This window comes from Flavobacterium amnicola (assembly GCF_004122165.1).
Classification (GTDB): Bacteria; Bacteroidota; Bacteroidia; order Flavobacteriales; family Flavobacteriaceae; genus Flavobacterium; species Flavobacterium amnicola.
On the sequence record NZ_SBKO01000003.1, the window covers coordinates 173,335 to 193,608 of the forward strand.

Genomic DNA, 20,274 nt, shown 5'->3' on the forward strand with positions numbered 1-20,274 from the left:
CGTTTGACAAACAAATTAAGTATTTTTGTTCCACTTTAATTTGAATTTCCAAACATGGACAAAAAAATACTTTCCTTCCTATTTTCTACTCGATTAATGGCCGTATTGTTTATTGTTTTTGCTGCTGCAATGGCTGCAGGAACATTTATTGAAGATGCCTATAATACAGATACCGCAAGAGTGATTGTTTATAACGCTTGGTGGTTTGAAGTTATCATGGTTTTCTTTATGATTAACTTTTTAGGGAACATAAAGCGTTATCAATTATACAAAAAAGAAAAGTGGGCAACTTTAACCTTGCATTTATCTTTCATCTTAATTTTATTGGGAGCTTTTATAACCCGATATATTAGTTACGAAGGAGTTATGCCTATTCGCGAAGGAGCTACCGAAAATCAAGTATTTTCAGATAGAACTTATTTGACAATGTTGGTAGACGGACAACACGAAGGAGAATTAAAAAGACGCACCTTCGAAAAACCATTATTGCTTTCAGGAGCGGTTGATAATAGTTTTACCGATAACTATACTTTTGATAAAATTCCATTTAAAGTCGAGTTAGTCGATTTTATCATGGGTGCCACCGAAGTTGTAAAACCAGATGTTAAAGGTGTACTTTTCCTTAAAATGGTGGAAGCTGGCTCAGGAAAACGACACGAACACTTTTTGAAAGAAGGAGAAGTACAAAGCATTCACAACATTCTTTTTGCGTTAAATAAATATACTAAAGGTGCTGTAAACATTACTATTGATGATAAATCTTCTTCCATTGAAACCCCTTTTGATGGAAATTTTATGCGAATGGCCGATCAAATGAAAGGAAATGTAGTAAAAGACACCAAAGCCGAATTAATGTATCGTTCTTTGTATAATGTGGGCGGAACCCAATTTGTCTTTCCCGAAGCCGCTACTAAAGGTGTGAAAGAGTACAAATCAAATGGAAATTACAAAGACAAAGAAAGTAACGACGCCATTGTTTTAAAAATTTCGAATGAAGGAAAAGAAAAAACAATTACGCTTTTAGGTCAAAAAGGTAGTGCCGGAGAACCTCAAGCTTTTAAACAAGGAAACTTAGAATACACGATTTTTTACGGAAGTAAAGTGTATGAATTACCATTTAAAATTCAACTGAATAAATTTACAGCTTCAAAATATCCAGGAACGGATAAAAGCTATTCTGCATTTGAAAGTTTAGTGACTATTAAAGATGAGAAACCATTTGTGACGCGTATTTTTATGAATAATGTCTTAGATCATAAAGGCTATCGCTTTTTTCAGTCAGGTTTCGATCCGGATGAGAAAGGAACTAAATTATCTGTAAATCATGATTACTGGGGAACTTGGATTACTTATATTGGGTATTTCTTATTGTATTTCGGAATGATGGCCATTCTATTTACCAAGCATTCTCGTTTTGCCGATTTGAAACAAAAATTAGAAAAAGTAAAAGCAAAAAAAGCGAGTTTAATTTCTGTTTTAGCATTATTGGTTTCCTTTAATGGATTTTCTCAAGAGCACAATCATAAAAAAGCCATCCCAACCGAGCAACAAATAGATACCATCTTAAAAAAATATTTGGTTCCAGATGAACAAGCGGCAAAATTCGGTCGACTGATTATTCAGGATGCGGGAGGAAGAATGAAGCCAATTAATACGTTCTCTTCCGAATTATTGCGTAAAGTTAGTAAAAGTGATACCTACAAGGATATGAATTCCGATCAGGTTTTCTTGTCAATGACGCAATTTCCTCAAGTATGGTACGAAGTGCCTATCATTTATTTAAAAAGAGGAAATGATAGTATTCGTAAATTAATCGGAGTAGAGAAAGAGGCAAAATACGCTAAGTTAATTAACTTCTTTGACGATAAAGGAAATTATAAATTAAGCCAACAACTGGATAAAGCCTATAAAGCAGCGGTACCCAATGCTTTTGAAAAAGATTTCATTGAAGCAGATAAGAAGGTGAATTTGTTATACTCGGCAATTTCGGGGCAAATCTTAAAAATATTCCCAATTCCGAATGATAAAAACAACAAATGGGTGAGTTTCTTGGAAGTCAATGAACCAACTGGAACTGCTATCGATACCGTTAAAAATGTATTGCCATTTTATTTGAATTCATTGGACAAAGCGACTCTTTCTAAAGATTATAAATTGACCAATAGTTTGGTAATTGGTTTAGAAAATTATCAGAAGAAATTTGGAAGTAAAGTGCGTCCAACAGATAAACAAATCGATTTAGAAATAGCCTATAACAAACACGATATTTTTAAGAAATTGTACTCTTGGTACATGTATGCTGGAGTGTTGATGTTTGTGTTTGTAATCATCAGTATCTTCAACAGCAAAAAATGGGTGGTATATGGAGTTAAAACCTTCCATGTCATTTTAGGATTATTGTTTGTTTTACATACATTAGGCTTAATTGCTCGTTGGTACATTTCGGGGCATGCACCTTGGAGTAATGCCTATGAATCGATGATTTATGTGGGTTGGTCGATTATGTTTTTCGGATTGGCTTTCGGAAGAAAATCAGCTTTAACAGTTGCCTCTACGGCTTTTGTAGCGGCTATGATTTTAATGATTGCTCATTGGAATTGGATGGACCCTCAAATTGCCAACTTACAGCCTGTTTTAAACTCGTATTGGTTAATGATTCACGTAGCCGTAATTGTAGCAAGTTACGGTCCGTTTGCATTGGGTGCGATTCTAGGTTTGGTAGCCTTATTACTGATGTTGTTTACCAATAAAAACAACAAAAAAATAATGGATTTAAACATCAAAGAAATTACGTATATCAATGAAATGGCACTTACGGTTGGATTAGTAATGCTAACAATTGGAAACTTTTTAGGTGGACAGTGGGCCAATGAAAGTTGGGGACGTTATTGGGGTTGGGATCCTAAGGAAACATGGGCTTTAATTAGTATTATGGTCTATGCTTTTGTAATTCACATGCGTTTTGTTCCGGCTTTACGAGGTAAGTTTGTCTACAATTTTATGAGTGTTTTAGCTTTTGCTTCCATACTTATGACTTACTTCGGAGTAAATTTTCATTTGAGTGGTTTACACTCTTATGCAACTGGCGAAAAGCAAAATGTGGATATATATATGAAAATTCTTATAGGATTTTTGATATTTTCAATAATTGTCTATCTTCGTAGGAAGCAAATAGAAAAACAGTCAACTAAGTAAAATGAAAAAAATAGCCATAATCGCAATCTCAATATTAGCTTTTTCGTGTAAAAATCAAGAAGAAAGTTTGAAGAATATGGAAGAACCAGCTGCCCAAATTAGTACCAATATGGAAGGACAATCAATTTATCAGTTTAAAGTAAAAGACATTGAGGGAAATGATTTTGATTTTTCTAAATTGAAAGGGAAGAAAATAATGGTTGTCAATACGGCTTCCGAATGCGGTTTAACGCCTCAGTATGAAGATTTACAATCGCTTTATACCGAATATAAAGGAAAGAACTTTGTTATTGTTGGTTTCCCAGCCAATAACTTCGAACAACAAGAGCCAGGTACCAACAAAGAAATTGCTACTTTTTGTACTAAAAACTATGGTGTTACTTTTCCGATGATGAGTAAAATTTCGGTTCAAGGAGATGATCAACACCCTTTGTATCAGTTTTTAACTCAAAAAGATAAAAATGGATTGGAAGACAATACAATACGTTGGAATTTTCAAAAATACTTGATTAACGAATCGGGGCATTTGGATAAAGTCATTGCGCCACAAATATTGCCTACTGATGAGGTAATCATTAATTGGATAAAAGCTTAAAAATAATAATATAGACTAAATGAAATAAATGCGCTATTGGTATAGCGCATTTATTTTTTGCCATAATTCATTGTCGAATCCAGATAAAGCAAACGTTGGATTTGCAGGATCAGATACTTCTCCCATTCTAATCACTACCATTTTCTTACTTGGAATTACATATATTTTCTGATCGTTTTTACCTAACGCCATATACATGTCTGTTGGACCTGAAGGAATTAAACTTCCGTTAAATTGTAATTGCGATTGCGGTAAATGAAAACTTGATTTCCCGTTTAACCACCACAAATAACCATAAGATAAATTTATATTTTGTGAGGTAGAAGTAGCTTCACTAAAATAAGTACTTGGTATAATTTGTTGGCTATTCCATTTTCCTTTGTTTAAGGATAATAATCCAAAACGAGCCATACTTCTGGTGTCACTCCAATACACACTTAAGCCTCCATTTTGAATCCATGTACCAGTCATTCCTATTTTATCTCTAAGTTTTGCATTAAAATAATTTGTCCAAGTTTGTCCCGACGCTTGCGCAATCACATCTTGCATTTTTACATAGACATTATGATAAGCCCAACGGGTACCAGCATCGGCAACATATTGAAGATTAGCAGGACTTACATCATCTCCTAACGTATCATCTAAACCTGAAGACATGCTTAATAAATGTTTGCAAGTAATCAGATTTTCTTTTACCAATGGAGCACTTGTCCACCCAGTACCTAAATATGTGGAAACTTTGTTATTGATATTTATTATTCCTTCTTCTTGTGCAATTCCCGATAAAGAAGCGGTTAGCGTCTTACCTGCACTTGCCCAATACCAAGGAGAGGTTTGAGTGTGACTATTAAAATATTCTTCCATGACAATTCTTCCATTGATTAGAATCATAAACGATTTGGTGTTCTTCAAAGTCAAATAATCTTTTAAAGGTTGTACGGCACTTTGATTCCATTTCAAATTGGCTATCGATTTGGTTTCCCAAGTGGAAGATCCGATAGGAGGGAAGTACATTGATTCTGAAGGGGTCGGTGTTGGTATCGGAATAATCGGTGTAGATTCATCAGAACTACAAGCAATGAAACCAAAAAGTACTAGTAAAGAGAAGATTGTTTTTTTCATTTGGTTATGGATTATTATTTCAAATTTAGACTTTATTTTTTCGGAATGGTTTAATCGAAAGTGTTATTTTTACATTATGAATAAAAAAATTATAATAGTATTGAGTTGTATTGCTTTTTCTTGTGCCGAAAAAGTGGATATCAATCAAATCGAAAAAATAAACGGATATTGGCAAATAACCAAGGTGGAGCCAAAAGAAGGAGAAAAGAAAGAATATAAAGTCAATGAGAATTATGAATACTTTGAATTAAAAAACAAAGTGGGTTTTCATAAAAAGGTACGTTGGCAACCGATGGGTACGTTTTTAGTAGACGATTTGCAGGAAAAAGTGGAAGCCAATCAAAATCAAGATCATGTGCAGCTAAAATTTTCTTCAAAGTTTGGAAAACACACTGAAATGGTGAATCAACTTTCCGATAGTGTATTGGTCTTAGAATCCCAAAATGGTTCCGAATTTTATTATAAAAAAGTCAATGTAAATACCTTACCACAGTATGGCAAAAAGGCTGAGTAACCAGAGTTCTATTGGCGATATTTTAAAAGAAATCATTCAAACCAATCACTTAGATAAAGGCTTGAATCAAATATCTGTGGCTGATGCTTGGAAAAACTTAATGGGTAATGGAGTAAATACCTATACCAAAGACGTTATCTTAAAAGGTAGTACATTGTACGTTCAGCTCACTTCGGCAGTACTTCGGGAAGAACTGAGCTATGGTAAAGATAAAATCATCAAAATGATCAATGAAGAATTGGGAAGTGAGATTATAAAAGATGTGGTATTAAGATAAAATGGAGTGTTTATAGATTCAATATATAGTATATAAAAAAATCCCGTTTCTTTCGAAGCGGGATTTTTATTTTATTAAGATTCAGTATTAGAATTGCTCTCTTCCTGCAAAATGGAAAGCACTTTCGATAGCTGCATTCTCATCAGAATCAGATCCGTGTACTGCATTTTCTCCAATTGAAGTTGCATATTTTTTACGGATAGTTCCTTCAGCAGCATCAGCTGGGTTAGTAGCTCCAATTAAAGTACGGAAATCTTCTACAGCGTTGTCTTTTTCTAAAATAGCTGCTACGATAGGACCACGAGTCATGAATTCAACTAATTCTCCAAAGAATGGTCTTGCCGAATGAACAGCATAAAATTTTTGTGCGTCAGCTACAGTTAATTGTGTCAATTTCATTGATACAATTCTGAAACCACCTTCAGTAATCATATTTAAAATACCACCGATGTGTCCGTTTTCAACACCATCAGGCTTAATCATAGTAAATGTTCTATTTGTTGCCATTTTTTTATTTTTTAATTCGGGTGCAAAAGTAGTGTTTTTAAAATGAAATCAAAAGCACCTAACTATTAAATAATTTTTAGTTAATCGTTCTTGCCAATCTAAAACCGTAAAATTCATTGGTAATAGTTGGTACAGTACTGATTCTGTTAGCTGTTCTTAAATAACTTTCTTGGCTATCCCATGAACCACCACGTACTGATTTTTTCTCACCGCGAATAGGTCCTTTTGGATTATTTCCGTCTTCTATTTTGTAGTAATCTTTATTGTACCAGTCCCAGCACCATTCCCAAACGTTTCCGCTCATGTCATGAATACCTAGTTCATTAGGCAATTTTGTACCTACCGCATGTGGTCTTCTTTCGCTGTTTTTTACATGCCATGCTATTTCATTGATATCATTAGAACCTGAAAAGTAAGTGTTTTTAGATTTTACGCCTCCTTTTGCCGCGAATTCCCATTCGGCTTCTGTAGGCAAACGATAGCCATTGGCTGTGAAATCACATACCACATTTGGTCCAGCTAGAGTATAAGCAGGTTTTAACCCATCTTGTTTGCTTAACCAATTGCAATATTTAATAGCATCAAACCATGTTACATTAGTAATTGGATAATTGTCATTCCAACCCCAAACCGGTGTTTTAGGCATTGCTATTTTGGTTTTTTTACAGTATTCTTTCCACTCCCAAACGGTCACTTCTAGACGGTTAATTTCGAATGGACTTACTTTTACTTCGTGTTGTTTCTGTTCGTCGTTTTCGGCAACTCTATTGTCGTCTTTAGATCCCATTAAAAAACTTCCACCTTCAATTTTGACAAGTGCTAGAATAGGATTTTGAAGCGTAATAAAAGAACAAAATAATGTGGTACTTGCTAGGCAAATAAGAAAAAAGTATTTTTTAATCATTGTCTTTGTGTAAATGTATTGTTAATTGGGCGCGCAAAAGTAAATTTATTTTTTTGCCATGCAAGGTTTTTTAACAAATACTAGACCAAATGTTATTTTTAATCGATAATCGACAAAAAATGTTTCTTTAAAGGTTCTAATTTGCTTAAGACTAGCGAAATAAAATTTGAATTGTTTAAGTAAAATTCAGCAAAATTGAGTTGTCTTTCTTGAAGGGATTGATTCGGGAACAATTCGTTTTGAAGTGTTGTAATATGGGCTAATTTTTCGGAATGGACTCTTTTTTCCGCTTTCAATAATCGTTTTTCAAGATTGTCTAAACCTTTTGTTTGTTTTGCTTCTTGTGCTTTTACAGCGCCAATAAATGACTTATCGGTTTGGAGCGCGATCTGATTTAACTTTTCAAATTGCTGTTGTAAAATGATTTTTTGTTCTGAAAAGTCGATGTTAAATTTTGATAATTCTTTGGCTTTAGAATTGATCAAATCGATTTGTTTTGAAAATAAATTCCCCCATGTCAATTCCAGTTTATCCGCTTTTTGCATTTGTTTTTCTGAAGCAATTACAACCGAATTCCGAAGTAGTAACATAGGAAACGTAATGTTATGGGCCTCAAACATCGATTTTAATTCCAACCAGTACGCAATTTCTCCACCACCACCTATATAACTCAAATTGGGTAAGATAATTTCTTGATACAGTGGTCGCAAAATTACATTCGGACTGATTTTCTCTGGTGAATTTTCAACTAATTCTAAAATTTCTGTTGGAGTAAATACGCTATCTGTGTTGTTGATTTTGTATTTTCCATTTTCCAAAATAATGCGCTCTCGTAAATCATTTTCTATGTAAAAAAGATTGATTTCTCTCGGATTTACTTGAACGTCATACTTAAAATTCTGAATCGTTTCAGTCACTTTTTTATGAGAAGTTTGCTGTAATAATTCGTCTTTAATAGTAGGAATGAATAGTTTCTTTAATTCAGTATCATCCCCGTCAAGAATCACCAAACCTTCGTTTTTAAATAATTCATTGACTAAATAACGCGTGGCGTCAGCTAAATTGGAATGCTCTAAATAGGCTTTTTTAAACAATTCTTTCAAATAGGAAGCATTGTCACCTAAACCCAATTCACTTGAAAAGGCATTGTAAACTTCTTGTAATCCTTGGGTAGATAACCTTCCAACGGGACCATTACTAGTTGTATTCCAGACGATTTTCTTTCCCTTGAATTTAAAATGATTGATTTCTTCAAAATCGTGATCTTCGGTCGCCATCCAATAGATGGGAACAAAATTATTTTCAGGATATTTCTGACGTAATGCTTTACATAAATTAATGGTGTCAGCAATTTTGTAAATAAAATAAAGTGGCCCTGTAAATAAATTAAGCTGATGACCGGTGGTAATGGTAAATGTGTTTTCTTGTTGTAGCAGTTTAATGTTATTGAGAGAAGCAAGCGATAAATCAAAATCTTGGTTTTGCTTGAATAAAGCTGCTTCCAGAATTATTCTGTTTTCAACGGAATAGTTTTTTGATTTTTCGGCTACTTGCTCTTTTATGTTTTCAAAAGATGGAAATCGATTGTATAGCGACTGTAATGCTTCTTTTTCGTTGAGATAATCAACAATTAATTTTGAAAAATAACCTGATTCTTGATAGGTAATACAGTCGGTTGGCATAAATATATTTTTTTACTTCGTACAGTTCGATCTTAAAGTCTCGAGTGTAAAAATACTAAATTTCAGTTTACTGAAAATTAATTTTAACTTTGTCAAAACAATTCCTTTGAAAGACATTCTTTTAATTACCCCGCCTTTTACCCAACTGAATACACCGTATCCAGCCACAGCGTATTTGAAAGGTTTTTTATCGACCAAAAATATCTCCGCTTTTCAAATGGATTTAGGAATAGAAGTGATTCTAGAATTGTTTTCCAAAGAAGGTTTACTGCACATTTTCAATTCTTTTTCCAAACGTCAAGAGCTATCAGCCAACACTGAAAGAATTTATAGTTTAAGAGAAGACTATATTAATACAATCGATTCGGTAATTGCCTTTTTACAAGGTAAAAAACCAACTTTAGCAAGACAGATATGTTCCGGTAATTTTCTTCCAGAAGCTTCTCGTTTTTCGCAATTGGATGATATGGAATGGGCTTTCGGAAGCATGGGAATGCAAGATAAAGCCAAGCATTTGGCCACCTTGTATCTCGAAGATCTATCCGATTTTATTGTCGAATGTGTGGATGAAAATTTCGGATTTAGTCGCTACGCCGAGCGTTTGGGTAGAAGTGCAAACTCGTTTGATGAATTGTACAATTATTTGCAAACCGAGCCGACTTATATTGATGACATTACACTAAAGATTTTAAGTCAAAGAATCGCGGCAATTCAGCCAAAATTGGTCTTAATTTCGGTTCCTTTTCCAGGGAATTTATACAGTGCATTCCGATGTGCACAATATATTAAAGAACATTATCCCGAGGTTAAAATCTCCATGGGAGGCGGTTTTCCAAATACCGAATTACGCGATTTAAAAGACAAACGTGTTTTTGAATTCTTCGATTTTATCACTTTAGATGATGGTGAACTTCCAGTGGAATTGTTACATGAGTTTGTCACTTCTAGCACTTCCGAAGTTTTGGGAGAGAAGTTATTCAAAAGAACTTTTCTAATTGAAAACAATCAAGTTGTATACAAAAATGACACCCAACGCCACGATTACAAACAAACCGAAGTTGGAACGCCCGATTATTCCGATTTACTATTAGACAATTACATTTCGGTAATAGAAATGGCCAATCCAATGCACAGTCTATGGAGTGACGGTCGTTGGAATAAACTTACCATGGCACACGGTTGCTATTGGGGAAAATGTACCTTTTGTGATATTTCTTTAGATTATATCAAAATCTATGAACCCATTCACGCCAAGATTTTAGTAGACAGAATGGAAGAATTGATTGCTCAAACGGGTGAAAATGGCTTTCATTTTGTAGACGAAGCCGCTCCGCCAGCTTTAATGCGTGAAGTGGCATTGGAAATTCTAAGAAGGGATTTAGTGGTGACTTGGTGGACAAATATCCGATTTGAAAAAAGTTTTACAGCCGATTTGTGCTTACTGCTCAAACTTTCGGGTTGTATAGCGGTTTCGGGCGGATTGGAAGTGGCTTCCGATAGACTTTTAGAACTCATTAAAAAAGGAGTTACTGTAGAACAGGTAGCTCAAGTGACTCGAAACTTTACCGAAAGCGGCATTATGGTTCATGCCTATTTAATGTATGGCTATCCAACCCAAACCATTCAAGAAACAATAGATAGTTTGGAAATGGTTCGTCAAATGTTCGAATTAGGAATCCTACAATCGGGTTTCTGGCATCAATTTGCCATGACGGCTCATAGTCCAGTGGGCATTAATCCTGAGGAATTTGGAGTCACTCCGCAACATAATAAAGTGACTTTTGCCAATAACGATATTCAGTTTACAGACAAAACAGGAATCAATCACGATAAATTCAGTTTCGGATTAAAAAAATCCTTATTCAATTACATGCACGGCATTTGTTTTGAATATGATTTACAAGATTGGTTTGAATTTAAAATTCCACGTACAAAAATAGCCCCCGATTTTATTGAAAATTGTCTGGAAAAAGAATTGGCATTGGCGATAAAACCTTCGGCCAAAATTGCTTTTATCGGGAATCTTCCTTTGGTTGAAAACTTCACGAAATCGAAAAAAGGTAGCACTTGGGAAATGACCAAATTAACCTTTCATCAAAAAACACATTCGTTTGAAATTGCTATAGAAAAGGACAAGGCAGATTGGTTATTGAATAATCTAGCATCGCTCTCTTATAAAAACGACAAATTAGTAACGTTACAAACATTAAAAGATTCTTTTGAATTACAATTTTCTGATTTTGAAGTTTTTTGGTTTTCAAAAACCATTAGTCAACTTCGTGAAAATTGCCTTTTACTTTTATAATGATCCGGTATTTTTTTAAATTACTGATAATTAGTGTTTTTTCTGTTTAATTTTTTGTTAAATAATTACTTTTTTGTTAAGTTTATACAACGAATTTGATATCGTGTATCATGACTAAAATCAACAAACTTTCGATTTACTACAAATTACTCTTGTTGATTGTTGTTTCAAGTATTTCCTTTATTTTATTATTTGTCTCTTTATTCTATTACACCATGCGTCAAGAGTATGAAGTGTATGAGATGACTCAAAAACAATTGGATAATGAAGTAAATTCCTTAATGAAACTGAATTCGGAGTCCCATATTTCTACTATAAACGACATTACGTATTGGGATGAATTGGTAAAATACATCAAATCAAAAAATCAAAAATGGTTTACCAATACCATTGCGAGTGCCATAGATATGTATTTTGTAGAGTATCTTGGTGTATTTGACCTCAATGGAAATGAGGTTGGAAATAAATACACTAATAAAATTAAAACTCCAATTCAATTCATAGATAAGCCTTTATTGGATGCATTACATCAAAAGAAAAATTTAAATTTTTATATAAAATTACCCGAAGGAAATGCTGAAGTTTTTATGGCAACGATTCATCCTTCAAGTGATCCTAACAAGACAAAAACCAATCCAGAAGGATATTTTGTAATGATTCGTTTGTTGGACAAAGATTATTTAAAAAAACTAGAAGAAATTTCTACAGCTAAAATTACTTTTAGTGATTCCGTTGATAAAAAAACAAATCTTGGAGACACTATTGAAGATATTTATGTGCTGAAATCATGGAAAGGGGAAGCAGTGGCTTCGCTTATTTTTCAAAGAAAGTTTTATGTGAACTACAAAGCAACAGAAAACATTCTCTTTATAATTTTAGGGTTCTTTATAATTTTTCTTTTTGTGTATGTGATTTTTTTGAGAAAATGGGTTTCAACGCCCTTATTGTTAACCACAAAAATTTTGGAAACAGGAAACAGAAAAGCAATAAAAAAATTGAAGTCTTCGCCTGGAGAATTTAGTCGCATTGGCAACTTGTTTGATGAAACCTTTTTACAGCGAAAGCAATTAGAAAAAGCCAAAGCCAAAGCGGAAGAAAGCGATCAGCTTAAAACGGCGTTTCTAACCAATTTATCCCATGAGATACGAACGCCAATGAATGCCATAATTGGTTTCTCCGAATTGTTAAAATCGGATGAAATTTCAAATGAGGAAAAAAAAGAATATATAGAAATCATCAACAAAAGTGGTGGAAGTTTGGTTTCTATTATTGATGATTTAATTGAAATGTCCAAAATTGATTCCAATCAAATCACCCCAAACTTGAACAGTGTTAATATAGAAGAATGTATTTCTGAAATTTACAGTTCTGTTAAAATTACCATTCCGAAAGATAAAAAAATAGACTTCAAACTCATTAAAAGTGAAACAGTATTACCTTATAATGTGTATACCGATGTGGTAAAGTTAAAACAGGTTTTAATTAATCTTTTAACCAACTCTATCAAATTTACAGATCACGGATTTATTACTATTTCTTACGATTGGAGTAAAAAGAAAAACAACATCGAATTCACGGTGGAAGATTCGGGCTTGGGGATCGAAAAAGAAAATCAAGAGTTTATTTTTGAACGTTTTAGACGTGTAGATGGAGATTATTCTATTAAAGTAGGTGGTTTGGGACTGGGTCTTGCCATCACTAAAGCGTATGTTGAACTTTTAGGAGGAACAATTTCTTTAAAATCGGAAATAGGAGAGGGTTCTAAATTTAAATTCACCTTGCCTTTAATGTTTGATAAACGCGAAGACATTCTTTTGGAAAAAATAGAAGTGGCTAAAGAGAATGTTTCGATGCAAATAAAAGATAAAACAATTCTTATTGCTGAAGACGATAATATCAATTACTTGCTTTTTGAAAAATTAATGAAGAACACAAATTTTACAATTATTAGAGCAAAAGACGGTGAAGAGGCAGTTGAATTATTTAAAAAAAATGCAGCAATTGATTTAGTTTTAATGGATATTAAGATGCCTAAAATGAGTGGATATGAAGCATTGGATAAAATTAAAGCGATCAATCCCAAGATGATGGTCATTGCCCAAACTGCTTATTCTTCTTCTGATGAAATCGAAAAAATTAGACTGGCAGGTTTTGATAGTCAAATTACTAAACCAATTGACAAGCAAAAACTATTTGATCATATTAGTGCTAGTTTACAATAATCAATTTGAAAAAACATCTTTTTTATTTATTCTTTGGTTTGTGTCATTTTAAAGCAATTTCGCAGGAACTTGCTAGCGATTCTATAATAAGTCCAAAAAAAGTGACATTAAAACTGGATATCCAATCGCGATATATTTGGCGAGGTCAGTCATGGGGTGGCAATTATTTTGTGATTCAACCTACTGTTGAGTACAAAGCAAATAAAAAAATGACATTAGGCGTTTGGGCGACTACCAATTTTAAAAAGGATTATTTTTATAATGATGGTTCATTCTATAAAGGCTATCAAGAGTTCGATATGTATTTAATTTATAATGTAAATAAGTATATGTCGGTCCAGTTATGGGATTATTATTGGCCAAGTGTAAAGAAGGTCGAAGGCATCGATAATGGGTTTTTTAACTACGGAAAAAACAGTGTGAAAACAATCGATTTTAACCTGCTTTTTGATTTTTCAGAAGTTTGGCTTCCGTTTACTACAACCATAAGTACGTTAATTGCTGGAAATGATTATCGATACGATGTACTTGGTAAAAATCCGAAGCAAAACTTTACCACCTATGCTGAAGTGGGTTATACTTTCGAAGATGTTCTAAAAAAAACGAATAATAAAGTAATGCGTAATATAACTGTTTCTCCAACGGCAGGAATGGTATTTAATAACCAAGCTAAGTACTACGTGTCAGGAGATTATAATAAACCGTCGTTAGTCAATTTGTCGCTGGAAATGGTCAAAGAATTTGAACTTGCAAAACAACTAAACCTGCCAATTTCTTTAGTTTTCACTCACAATGCCACAATACAAAACACTCAGATGTTTGGCCGTAATTTTTTGATTTTTGGTGCAAACCTAACCTATTAGTAACAACTAACCATCATGAATATTGGTGAGTTGTTTTTTTGTGTTTCTAAAATATTTTTTAATATATTTATATAACTGAAAGCTAAAATGTTGAAAATAAATATCTTTAGACATCTTAAATCTACTTTTGCGAAAGTGGTGTTTTTATTAAGTATTGTTACTGTTGGCTTATTGCTATTAGTACTTACACTCTATTTTTATACACTTCAACAAGAAAAACAAATCTTCAAAAATAGTAACGAGCTTTACAATGAAGAAATTGAAGCTTTACTTAAATTAAATTCAGAATCGTATTCCTCAATTGTCGCCGATATAACGTATTGGGATGAATTTGTCTCTTTTACCAAAACAAAAGACATTAATTGGTTCAATAGATCGGTAGCGAATTTAGTGGAGACCTACAGAGTAGAATATTTGGTTGCTTATGATAAAGAAGGGAACTTTTTGACGAAGGCTTCCACATCCAAAATTAGCACTAGAATTTTTATCCCAACGGAAGTCTTCCCTATTTTAAATGAGAAGAAATCGAATAAATTTTATTTAAAAATCCCTGAAGGAATTGTTGAAGTGTATGGAGCTACTATTCATCCTTCTGATGATCCATTCAAAAATAAAACACAGCCATCCGGGTATTTTTTTATAGCACGTTTATTAGATAAAAATTATTTCACCAATATAGAAGAAATATGTAGCTCTAAAATCAAATTTTATACTGGTAAAGAAACAGCCGGGAAAACCGTTTTTAAAATTGTTCCTTTAAATGATTTTAATGATAAGAAAATAGCAGAACTTTATTTTAAAAGAGCCTATGATATTGATTTCTCAATTACAAAAATGATATTGTTTGTAATGGGCTTGGCTTTGTTCTTGTCAGGAATCGTCTATTATTTTTATTCGGTGAAATGGGCCAAATTGCCAATCAGTTTGATTAAAAAAATTCTAACTTCTGAAGATAGAAACTCTATCTCCAGTCTTAAAAACATTAAAGGAGAATTCCGATACATCGGGAAATTGTTTGAAGAAAACCTCGAACAACGAGAACAATTAAACAAAGCCAAAGAAAAAGCAGAAGAAAGTGACCGATTAAAATCGGCATTTTTGACCAATTTATCACACGAAATTCGAACACCAATGAATGCAATTGTTGGTTTTTCCGATTTATTGGAAAATCACGAAATTTCAGAGTCGGATGAAAAAAAATACCGTGAAATTATCAGTACAAGTGGTAAGAATTTAGTGGCAATAATTGATGATTTGGTGGAAATGTCTCAAATTGATACCGACCAAATTCAATTGCGATATTCCGAATTTGAATTGGAAGAAACGATTCATTATATTTTTGAAGAAGCCAAAAAAAGGGCCAAGAACAAAAAATTAGAATTTAAAATTGAAAATTTAAAAGGAAACCTTCCCCAAAAAGTAATTTCTGATAAGGCTAAATTCGAACAGATTATTTATCATTTGTTGTCGAATGCCATCAAATTTACCAATGAAGGAAATGTCTCGCTATTGTATGATGTGGATGAAAAATTAGAGCGAATTAACATTACGGTTATTGATACTGGAATAGGTATTGAGAGCAAAAATTTCGACTATATTTTTAAACGTTTTAGAAAAATAGATTCCGATCATGCCATCAGAGGTGGTGGTATTGGTTTGGGATTGTCTTTGTCTAAAGCCTATGTCGAAATGTTGGGTGGTGAAATATCGGTACAATCACTGTTAGGAAAAGGAGCAATGTTTAATTTCTATATTCCGCTTATTCTGAAAAATAAATTGGATGTGGCCTTAACCGAAAAATTAGGAATTGTCTCTATCGATGAAATTGAGAAAACACCAAGTAAAAAAATTGAAACGATTTTAGTAGCGGAAGATGATAACTTCAATTATTTGTTGATTGAAAAAATATTGAAATTAAAAAATTACAAGATAATTCGTGCGGAAGACGGAGAGGAAGCAGTTGAAATCAGTCTCAATAATGATAATATCGACTTAATTTTGATGGATATCAAAATGCCGAAAATGTCCGGTCATAAAGCTTTTGAAGAAATCAAAAAGATGAAACCCGATATGCCAATTATTGCGCAAACCGCTTACACGTCTAGTGAAGAAGTGGAAGAAATATTCAAAACGGGCTTTACCAATTATATTTCTAAACCAATCTCGAAAGAAAAATTATACAGTTTGATTGAAAAAGTATTGCGAAGTAAAAATATTATTTAAGTCTTATTTTGAATTGAATTTAAAACCAATTCCATGTAAGTTTTCTATCGAAATGGCTTCTTCGTTGCAAATGATTTTTCGTAGTCTGGAAATAAAAACATCCAAACTTCTACCAAGAAAATAATCATCGCTTCCCCAAAGTTTTTTAAGAATTTCTTCTCGTTTGAGGACTGTGTTTTTATTATCCAGAAAAAGTTTTAGTAGTTCCGATTCGCGTTGGGTTAACACAATTTTTTCGGTGTCATTATAGACTAAGTAATTGTTCGTGTCAAACAAATATTTTCCAATGGTATATAGTGTTTTTTCGGTAGAATTGTCCTTTCTGGAGCGCTTTAAAAAAATTTCAATTTTAAGCTCTAATTCTTCAATACTAAAGGGTTTTACCAGATAATCATCTGCACCAATACGTAATCCTTTTATACGATCTTCTTTTAATGTTTTGGCTGAGATGAAAAGAATCGGAATTTCAGCATTTATTTTTCTAATGGCTTCAGCAAGTTCAAAACCGTCCATTTTTGGCATCATAATGTCAAACAAACAAAGGTCAAAATGTTCTTCTTTGAATTTCTCTAAAGCTATAACACCATTGCTACAATGGGTAACTTCATACTTTTCTTCCAAACTATCTTTGGTTAAAAAAGCAATGGTTGTATCGTCTTCGGCATATAATATTTTGAATTTTGTCATGGCTTAATTTTTCGGAATTAGTATTGAAATCAGCAAGCCTTTATTTGGGTTATTGGCTGCGAAAATTTTCCAATGATGTTGTGTGCATATTTTTTTGACATAAAATAGACCAAGTCCAAAACCGTTAATTTCATTGCTTTTTTTGTTGTTTTCTCGATAAAACTTATCAAATAAGTGAGCAATGTTATTTTCAGAAACGCCAATTCCATTATCTGAAAAATTTAGTTTTAAGTTGTTTTTTTCTTCATTTATAGAAATAGTGACTTCTGGTGTATCATTGCAGTATTTTACAGAATTGTCGATAATGTTGTACACAATATTGGTAAAATGGAATTCATCTGCGAGTATCGTATGTTCTTTTCCATGATTTAAAGTAACGGCTAAAGTTGGATGCTTGAGTTTCATGTTTTCAATTACTTCATTCAAAATTGGAATCACTGAAATTTCTTTTTTCTCTAATGAAAGTATAGAATCATCCGATTTGGCAATGTTTAATATCTTTTCAATATGGCTATTCAGTTTTTTACTTTGATTGATAATTATTTGGGTGTAATTATTCAATTTTTCATCTTCAGTGATGCAGTTTTGTTTGCTGAGGTAATTGGAAGCGAGTAAAATAGAAGATAAAGGCGTTTTGAATTCGTGTGTCATGTTGTTAATGAAATCTCGTTGCAATTCGCTGTATTTCTTTTGCTGAATAATGGTGTAAATAGAATACACATATACCAATAAAATAATGATTAATGCAATGGATAGGAAAAGCCAAAAACGCAACGAATTTAGTAAATAGGAAGTCTCATTTGGGAAACGAATCGCAAAATAGTACACCAAATTTTTATGTTTCGGAAAGTTGATTTGCTCATCTACAGGCGTATTACTATTGGTTGAAATGTATTTTCCATAGACCATTTCGTCGCTTTGGCAATTGTACATGGCATATTCATAATCGGTATTTATGGCCGATTTTGTAAATTCTTCATTCAAGTAATGTTGCAAAACATCGGGAGAAAAATCATTTTCGACATTGGCGACATAATAATCATTTGAAATTTTTCGCACTGGATTATCAGCCGGAATATCTCTATTTGTTCCTTGATACAATTTTTTAACCACTTCCAATAAAGCAACATGGACTTTTTGAGAAAACTTTTTCTCTTCCAAATTAAAGGCTTCTTTTGTCCAAAGCAACTGTACAATTAGAATTCCAATAGTGGCTACTAGTCCAAGTACAATGATGCTATTTAGTTTGTTGGCTTTCATTTCAAATTTTGCTACTGTAATATTACTAAAAATTATGCGACCATTTTAGCATTAACAACTCGTTAACAAACGTTTGAAATTGATTAACAAGCATCAATGTTGGGTTGATTTACCTTTGACTTGTTCGAACCAATCAATAATTAAGTTTAATTTTAAATCAACTATTATGAAAAATGTAATTAAAATGTCAATGGTAGCTGTGGCTACAGTATTAATGTCTTTTTCTATTAATTCTGCTATTTCTTGGAAATCAGATACTGTAGATGTTGGAGAAATTCCACAAGGAACTCCGAAAATGATTGAATTCACTTTTAAAAACACTGGTGATAAAGAAGTGATTATTAGTAGTGTAAAAACATCTTGTGGTTGTACAGCATCCGATTATACTAAAGAAGCTATTGCGCCAGGAAAATCTGGTTTTGTGAAAGCTACTTATAATGCCGCAGTGAAAGGAAATTTTACCAAAACGGTAACTGTGACTACAAATGCTGATGAAACAGCCAAAATATTAACGTTGAAAGGAAACGTGATATAAAGAAATAAAAAACCCCAAATTCTCAAGGTGAAGAATTTGGGATTTTTTTATGAGTTAAAATTTATACTGCTGGTTCTCCGTACAAATCGAATTCGGTAGCATCGGTAATTTTGATGTTTACGAAATCACCTGTTTTTAGGTAGAATTTAGTAGCATCAATCAATACTTCATTATCTACATCAGGACTATCAAATTCGGTTCTTCCCACAAAGTTATTACCTTCTTTTCTGTCAATAATACATTTGAAAGTTTGTCCGATTTTCTCTTGATTCAAATCCCATGAAATTTGCGCTTGAATATCCATAATTTCAGCGGCACGTGCTTGTTTTACTTCTTCCGGAACATCGTCTTCTAAAGTGTAAGCATGTGTGTTTTCTTCGTGTGAATACGCAAAACAACCCAAACGTTCAAAACGCATTTCTTCGACCCAATTTTTTAAAATTTGGAAATCTTCTTCGGTTTCACCAGGATACCCTACAATTAAGGTAGTTCTAATGGTCATTTCCGGAACAAGAGCTCTAAATTCTTGTATCAATTTGGTCGTTTTTTCTTGTGTTGTACCACGACGCATCGATTTTAATACACTATCAGAAATGTGTTGTAACGGAATATCAAGATAGTTGCAAATTTTTGGTTCGCGTTTCATTAATTCCAATACATCCATTGGAAATCCAGTAGGGAAGGCGTAGTGCAAACGAATCCATTCAATACCTTCTACTTTTACCAAGTTTTCTAGTAATTCGGCAAGATTTCTTTTTTTGTATAAATCTAATCCGTAATAGGTTAAATCTTGGGCAATTAATATCAGTTCTTTAACACCATTGGCAGCCAATCCTTCCGCTTCTTTCACTAGTTTTTCAATCGATTGTGAAACGTGTTTACCACGCATGATTGGAATGGCACAAAAACTACACGGACGGTCACAGCCTTCTGCAATTTTTAAATAGGCATAATTCTTCGGAGTAGTGGTCAAACGCTCTCCTAATAACTCGTGTTTATAATCGGCACCTAATGCTTTTAATAATAAAGGCAATTCGGTAGTTCCGAAATATTGATCTACATCTGGAATTTCCTTTTCTAAATCTGGACGGTATCTTTCAGAAAGACATCCTGTAACAAAAACCTTATCTACAATTCCTTGCTCTTTTTTATCAACATATTCTAAAATCGTGTTTACCGATTCTTCTTTTGCATTATTGATAAATCCACAAGTATTGATGACCACAATGTTTCCTTCTTGTTCATGAACCACATCTTTCCCGCTGGCTTTTAATTGACCCATTAGTACTTCACTGTCATACACGTTCTTAGAACATCCAAGAGTGATTACGTTGATTTTGTTTTTCTTTAATGATTTGGTTCTCATCGCTTTAATTTAGGAGT

General features: G+C 33.0%; 16 protein-coding genes. 9 read left to right on the top strand and 7 right to left on the bottom strand.

The window, feature by feature from the left end:
* Nucleotides 1-54 precede the first annotated feature (54 nt).
* The gene (ccsA, locus tag EQG63_RS09100; RefSeq protein WP_129436060.1) at nt 55-3,195 is read left to right on the top strand and encodes a cytochrome c biogenesis protein CcsA; all 3,141 of its coding nucleotides are present in this window, start codon (nt 55-57) and stop codon (nt 3,193-3,195) included.
* Between the two features lies 1 nt (nt 3,196).
* Nucleotides 3,197-3,790: a glutathione peroxidase gene (locus tag EQG63_RS09105; RefSeq protein WP_129436061.1), complete on the top strand. Its 594-nt coding sequence runs from the start codon at nt 3,197-3,199 to the stop codon at nt 3,788-3,790.
* A 33-nt stretch (nt 3,791-3,823) separates the two neighbouring features.
* Here the strand turns inward: EQG63_RS09105 and EQG63_RS09110 are convergent, their stop codons facing one another.
* Nucleotides 3,824-4,912, bottom strand: coding sequence for a serine hydrolase domain-containing protein (locus tag EQG63_RS09110; protein WP_129436062.1), 1,089 nt, complete (start codon nt 4,910-4,912; stop codon nt 3,824-3,826).
* A gap of 76 nt (nt 4,913-4,988) precedes the next feature.
* Here EQG63_RS09110 and EQG63_RS09115 point away from each other — a divergent pair, with 76 nt between their 5' ends.
* Entirely contained in the window at nt 4,989-5,426 is a 438-nt protein-coding gene (locus EQG63_RS09115) for a hypothetical protein (protein ID WP_129436063.1), read from the top strand.
* A complete protein-coding gene (locus EQG63_RS09120; RefSeq protein ID WP_129436064.1) occupies nt 5,407-5,703 on the top strand; it encodes a DUF721 domain-containing protein in 297 nt (98 codons plus the stop codon). The genes EQG63_RS09115 and EQG63_RS09120 overlap by 20 nt, the downstream gene beginning before the upstream one ends.
* 87 nt (nt 5,704-5,790) lie before the next feature.
* On the opposite strand, the gene EQG63_RS09125 is transcribed toward EQG63_RS09120, so the two are convergent.
* From EQG63_RS09125 to bshC, 3 genes are all read right to left on the bottom strand, one after another.
* Nucleotides 5,791-6,210 carry a nucleoside-diphosphate kinase gene (locus EQG63_RS09125; RefSeq protein WP_035654699.1) on the bottom strand — a complete coding sequence of 140 codons (420 nt, stop codon included), beginning with the start codon at nt 6,208-6,210 and terminating at the stop codon, nt 5,791-5,793.
* 76 nt (nt 6,211-6,286) lie between these two features.
* Nucleotides 6,287-7,114, bottom strand: coding sequence for a formylglycine-generating enzyme family protein (locus EQG63_RS09130; RefSeq protein WP_129436065.1), 828 nt, complete (start codon nt 7,112-7,114; stop codon nt 6,287-6,289).
* Nucleotides 7,115-7,212: 98 nt separating this feature from the next.
* On the bottom strand, nt 7,213-8,796 hold the full coding sequence (gene bshC, locus EQG63_RS09135; protein ID WP_129436066.1) for a bacillithiol biosynthesis cysteine-adding enzyme BshC: 1,584 nt from the start codon (nt 8,794-8,796) through the stop codon (nt 7,213-7,215).
* A 106-nt stretch (nt 8,797-8,902) separates the two neighbouring features.
* Here bshC and EQG63_RS09140 point away from each other — a divergent pair, with 106 nt between their 5' ends.
* The 4 genes from EQG63_RS09140 to EQG63_RS09155 all read left to right on the top strand — a co-directional run bounded on the left by EQG63_RS09140 (nt 8,903) and on the right by EQG63_RS09155 (nt 16,409).
* Nucleotides 8,903-11,101, top strand: a complete 2,199-nt coding sequence (locus tag EQG63_RS09140; protein ID WP_129436067.1) for a B12-binding domain-containing radical SAM protein — start codon at nt 8,903-8,905, stop codon at nt 11,099-11,101.
* Between the two features lie 110 nt (nt 11,102-11,211).
* Nucleotides 11,212-13,323, top strand: coding sequence for an ATP-binding protein (locus EQG63_RS09145; RefSeq protein ID WP_129436068.1), 2,112 nt, complete (start codon nt 11,212-11,214; stop codon nt 13,321-13,323).
* 101 nt (nt 13,324-13,424) lie between these two features.
* On the top strand, nt 13,425-14,186 hold the full coding sequence (locus tag EQG63_RS09150) for a hypothetical protein (RefSeq protein WP_164974491.1): 762 nt from the start codon (nt 13,425-13,427) through the stop codon (nt 14,184-14,186).
* A gap of 87 nt (nt 14,187-14,273) precedes the next feature.
* Complete coding sequence (locus EQG63_RS09155; protein WP_129436070.1) at nt 14,274-16,409, top strand: response regulator; 2,136 nt, start codon at nt 14,274-14,276, stop codon at nt 16,407-16,409.
* 3 nt (nt 16,410-16,412) lie between these two features.
* On the opposite strand, the gene EQG63_RS09160 is transcribed toward EQG63_RS09155, so the two are convergent.
* Both EQG63_RS09160 and EQG63_RS09165 read right to left on the bottom strand, forming a co-directional pair.
* A complete protein-coding gene (locus EQG63_RS09160; protein ID WP_129436071.1) occupies nt 16,413-17,096 on the bottom strand; it encodes a response regulator transcription factor in 684 nt (227 codons plus the stop codon).
* A gap of 3 nt (nt 17,097-17,099) precedes the next feature.
* A complete protein-coding gene (locus EQG63_RS09165; RefSeq protein WP_129436072.1) occupies nt 17,100-18,356 on the bottom strand; it encodes a sensor histidine kinase in 1,257 nt (418 codons plus the stop codon).
* A 166-nt stretch (nt 18,357-18,522) separates the two neighbouring features.
* Here EQG63_RS09165 and EQG63_RS09170 point away from each other — a divergent pair, with 166 nt between their 5' ends.
* Nucleotides 18,523-18,891, top strand: coding sequence for a DUF1573 domain-containing protein (locus EQG63_RS09170; RefSeq protein ID WP_235827827.1), 369 nt, complete (start codon nt 18,523-18,525; stop codon nt 18,889-18,891).
* Nucleotides 18,892-18,952: 61 nt separating this feature from the next.
* On the opposite strand, the gene rimO is transcribed toward EQG63_RS09170, so the two are convergent.
* Nucleotides 18,953-20,257: a 30S ribosomal protein S12 methylthiotransferase RimO gene (gene rimO, locus EQG63_RS09175; RefSeq protein ID WP_129436073.1), complete on the bottom strand. Its 1,305-nt coding sequence runs from the start codon at nt 20,255-20,257 to the stop codon at nt 18,953-18,955.
* Nucleotides 20,258-20,274 lie beyond the last annotated feature (17 nt).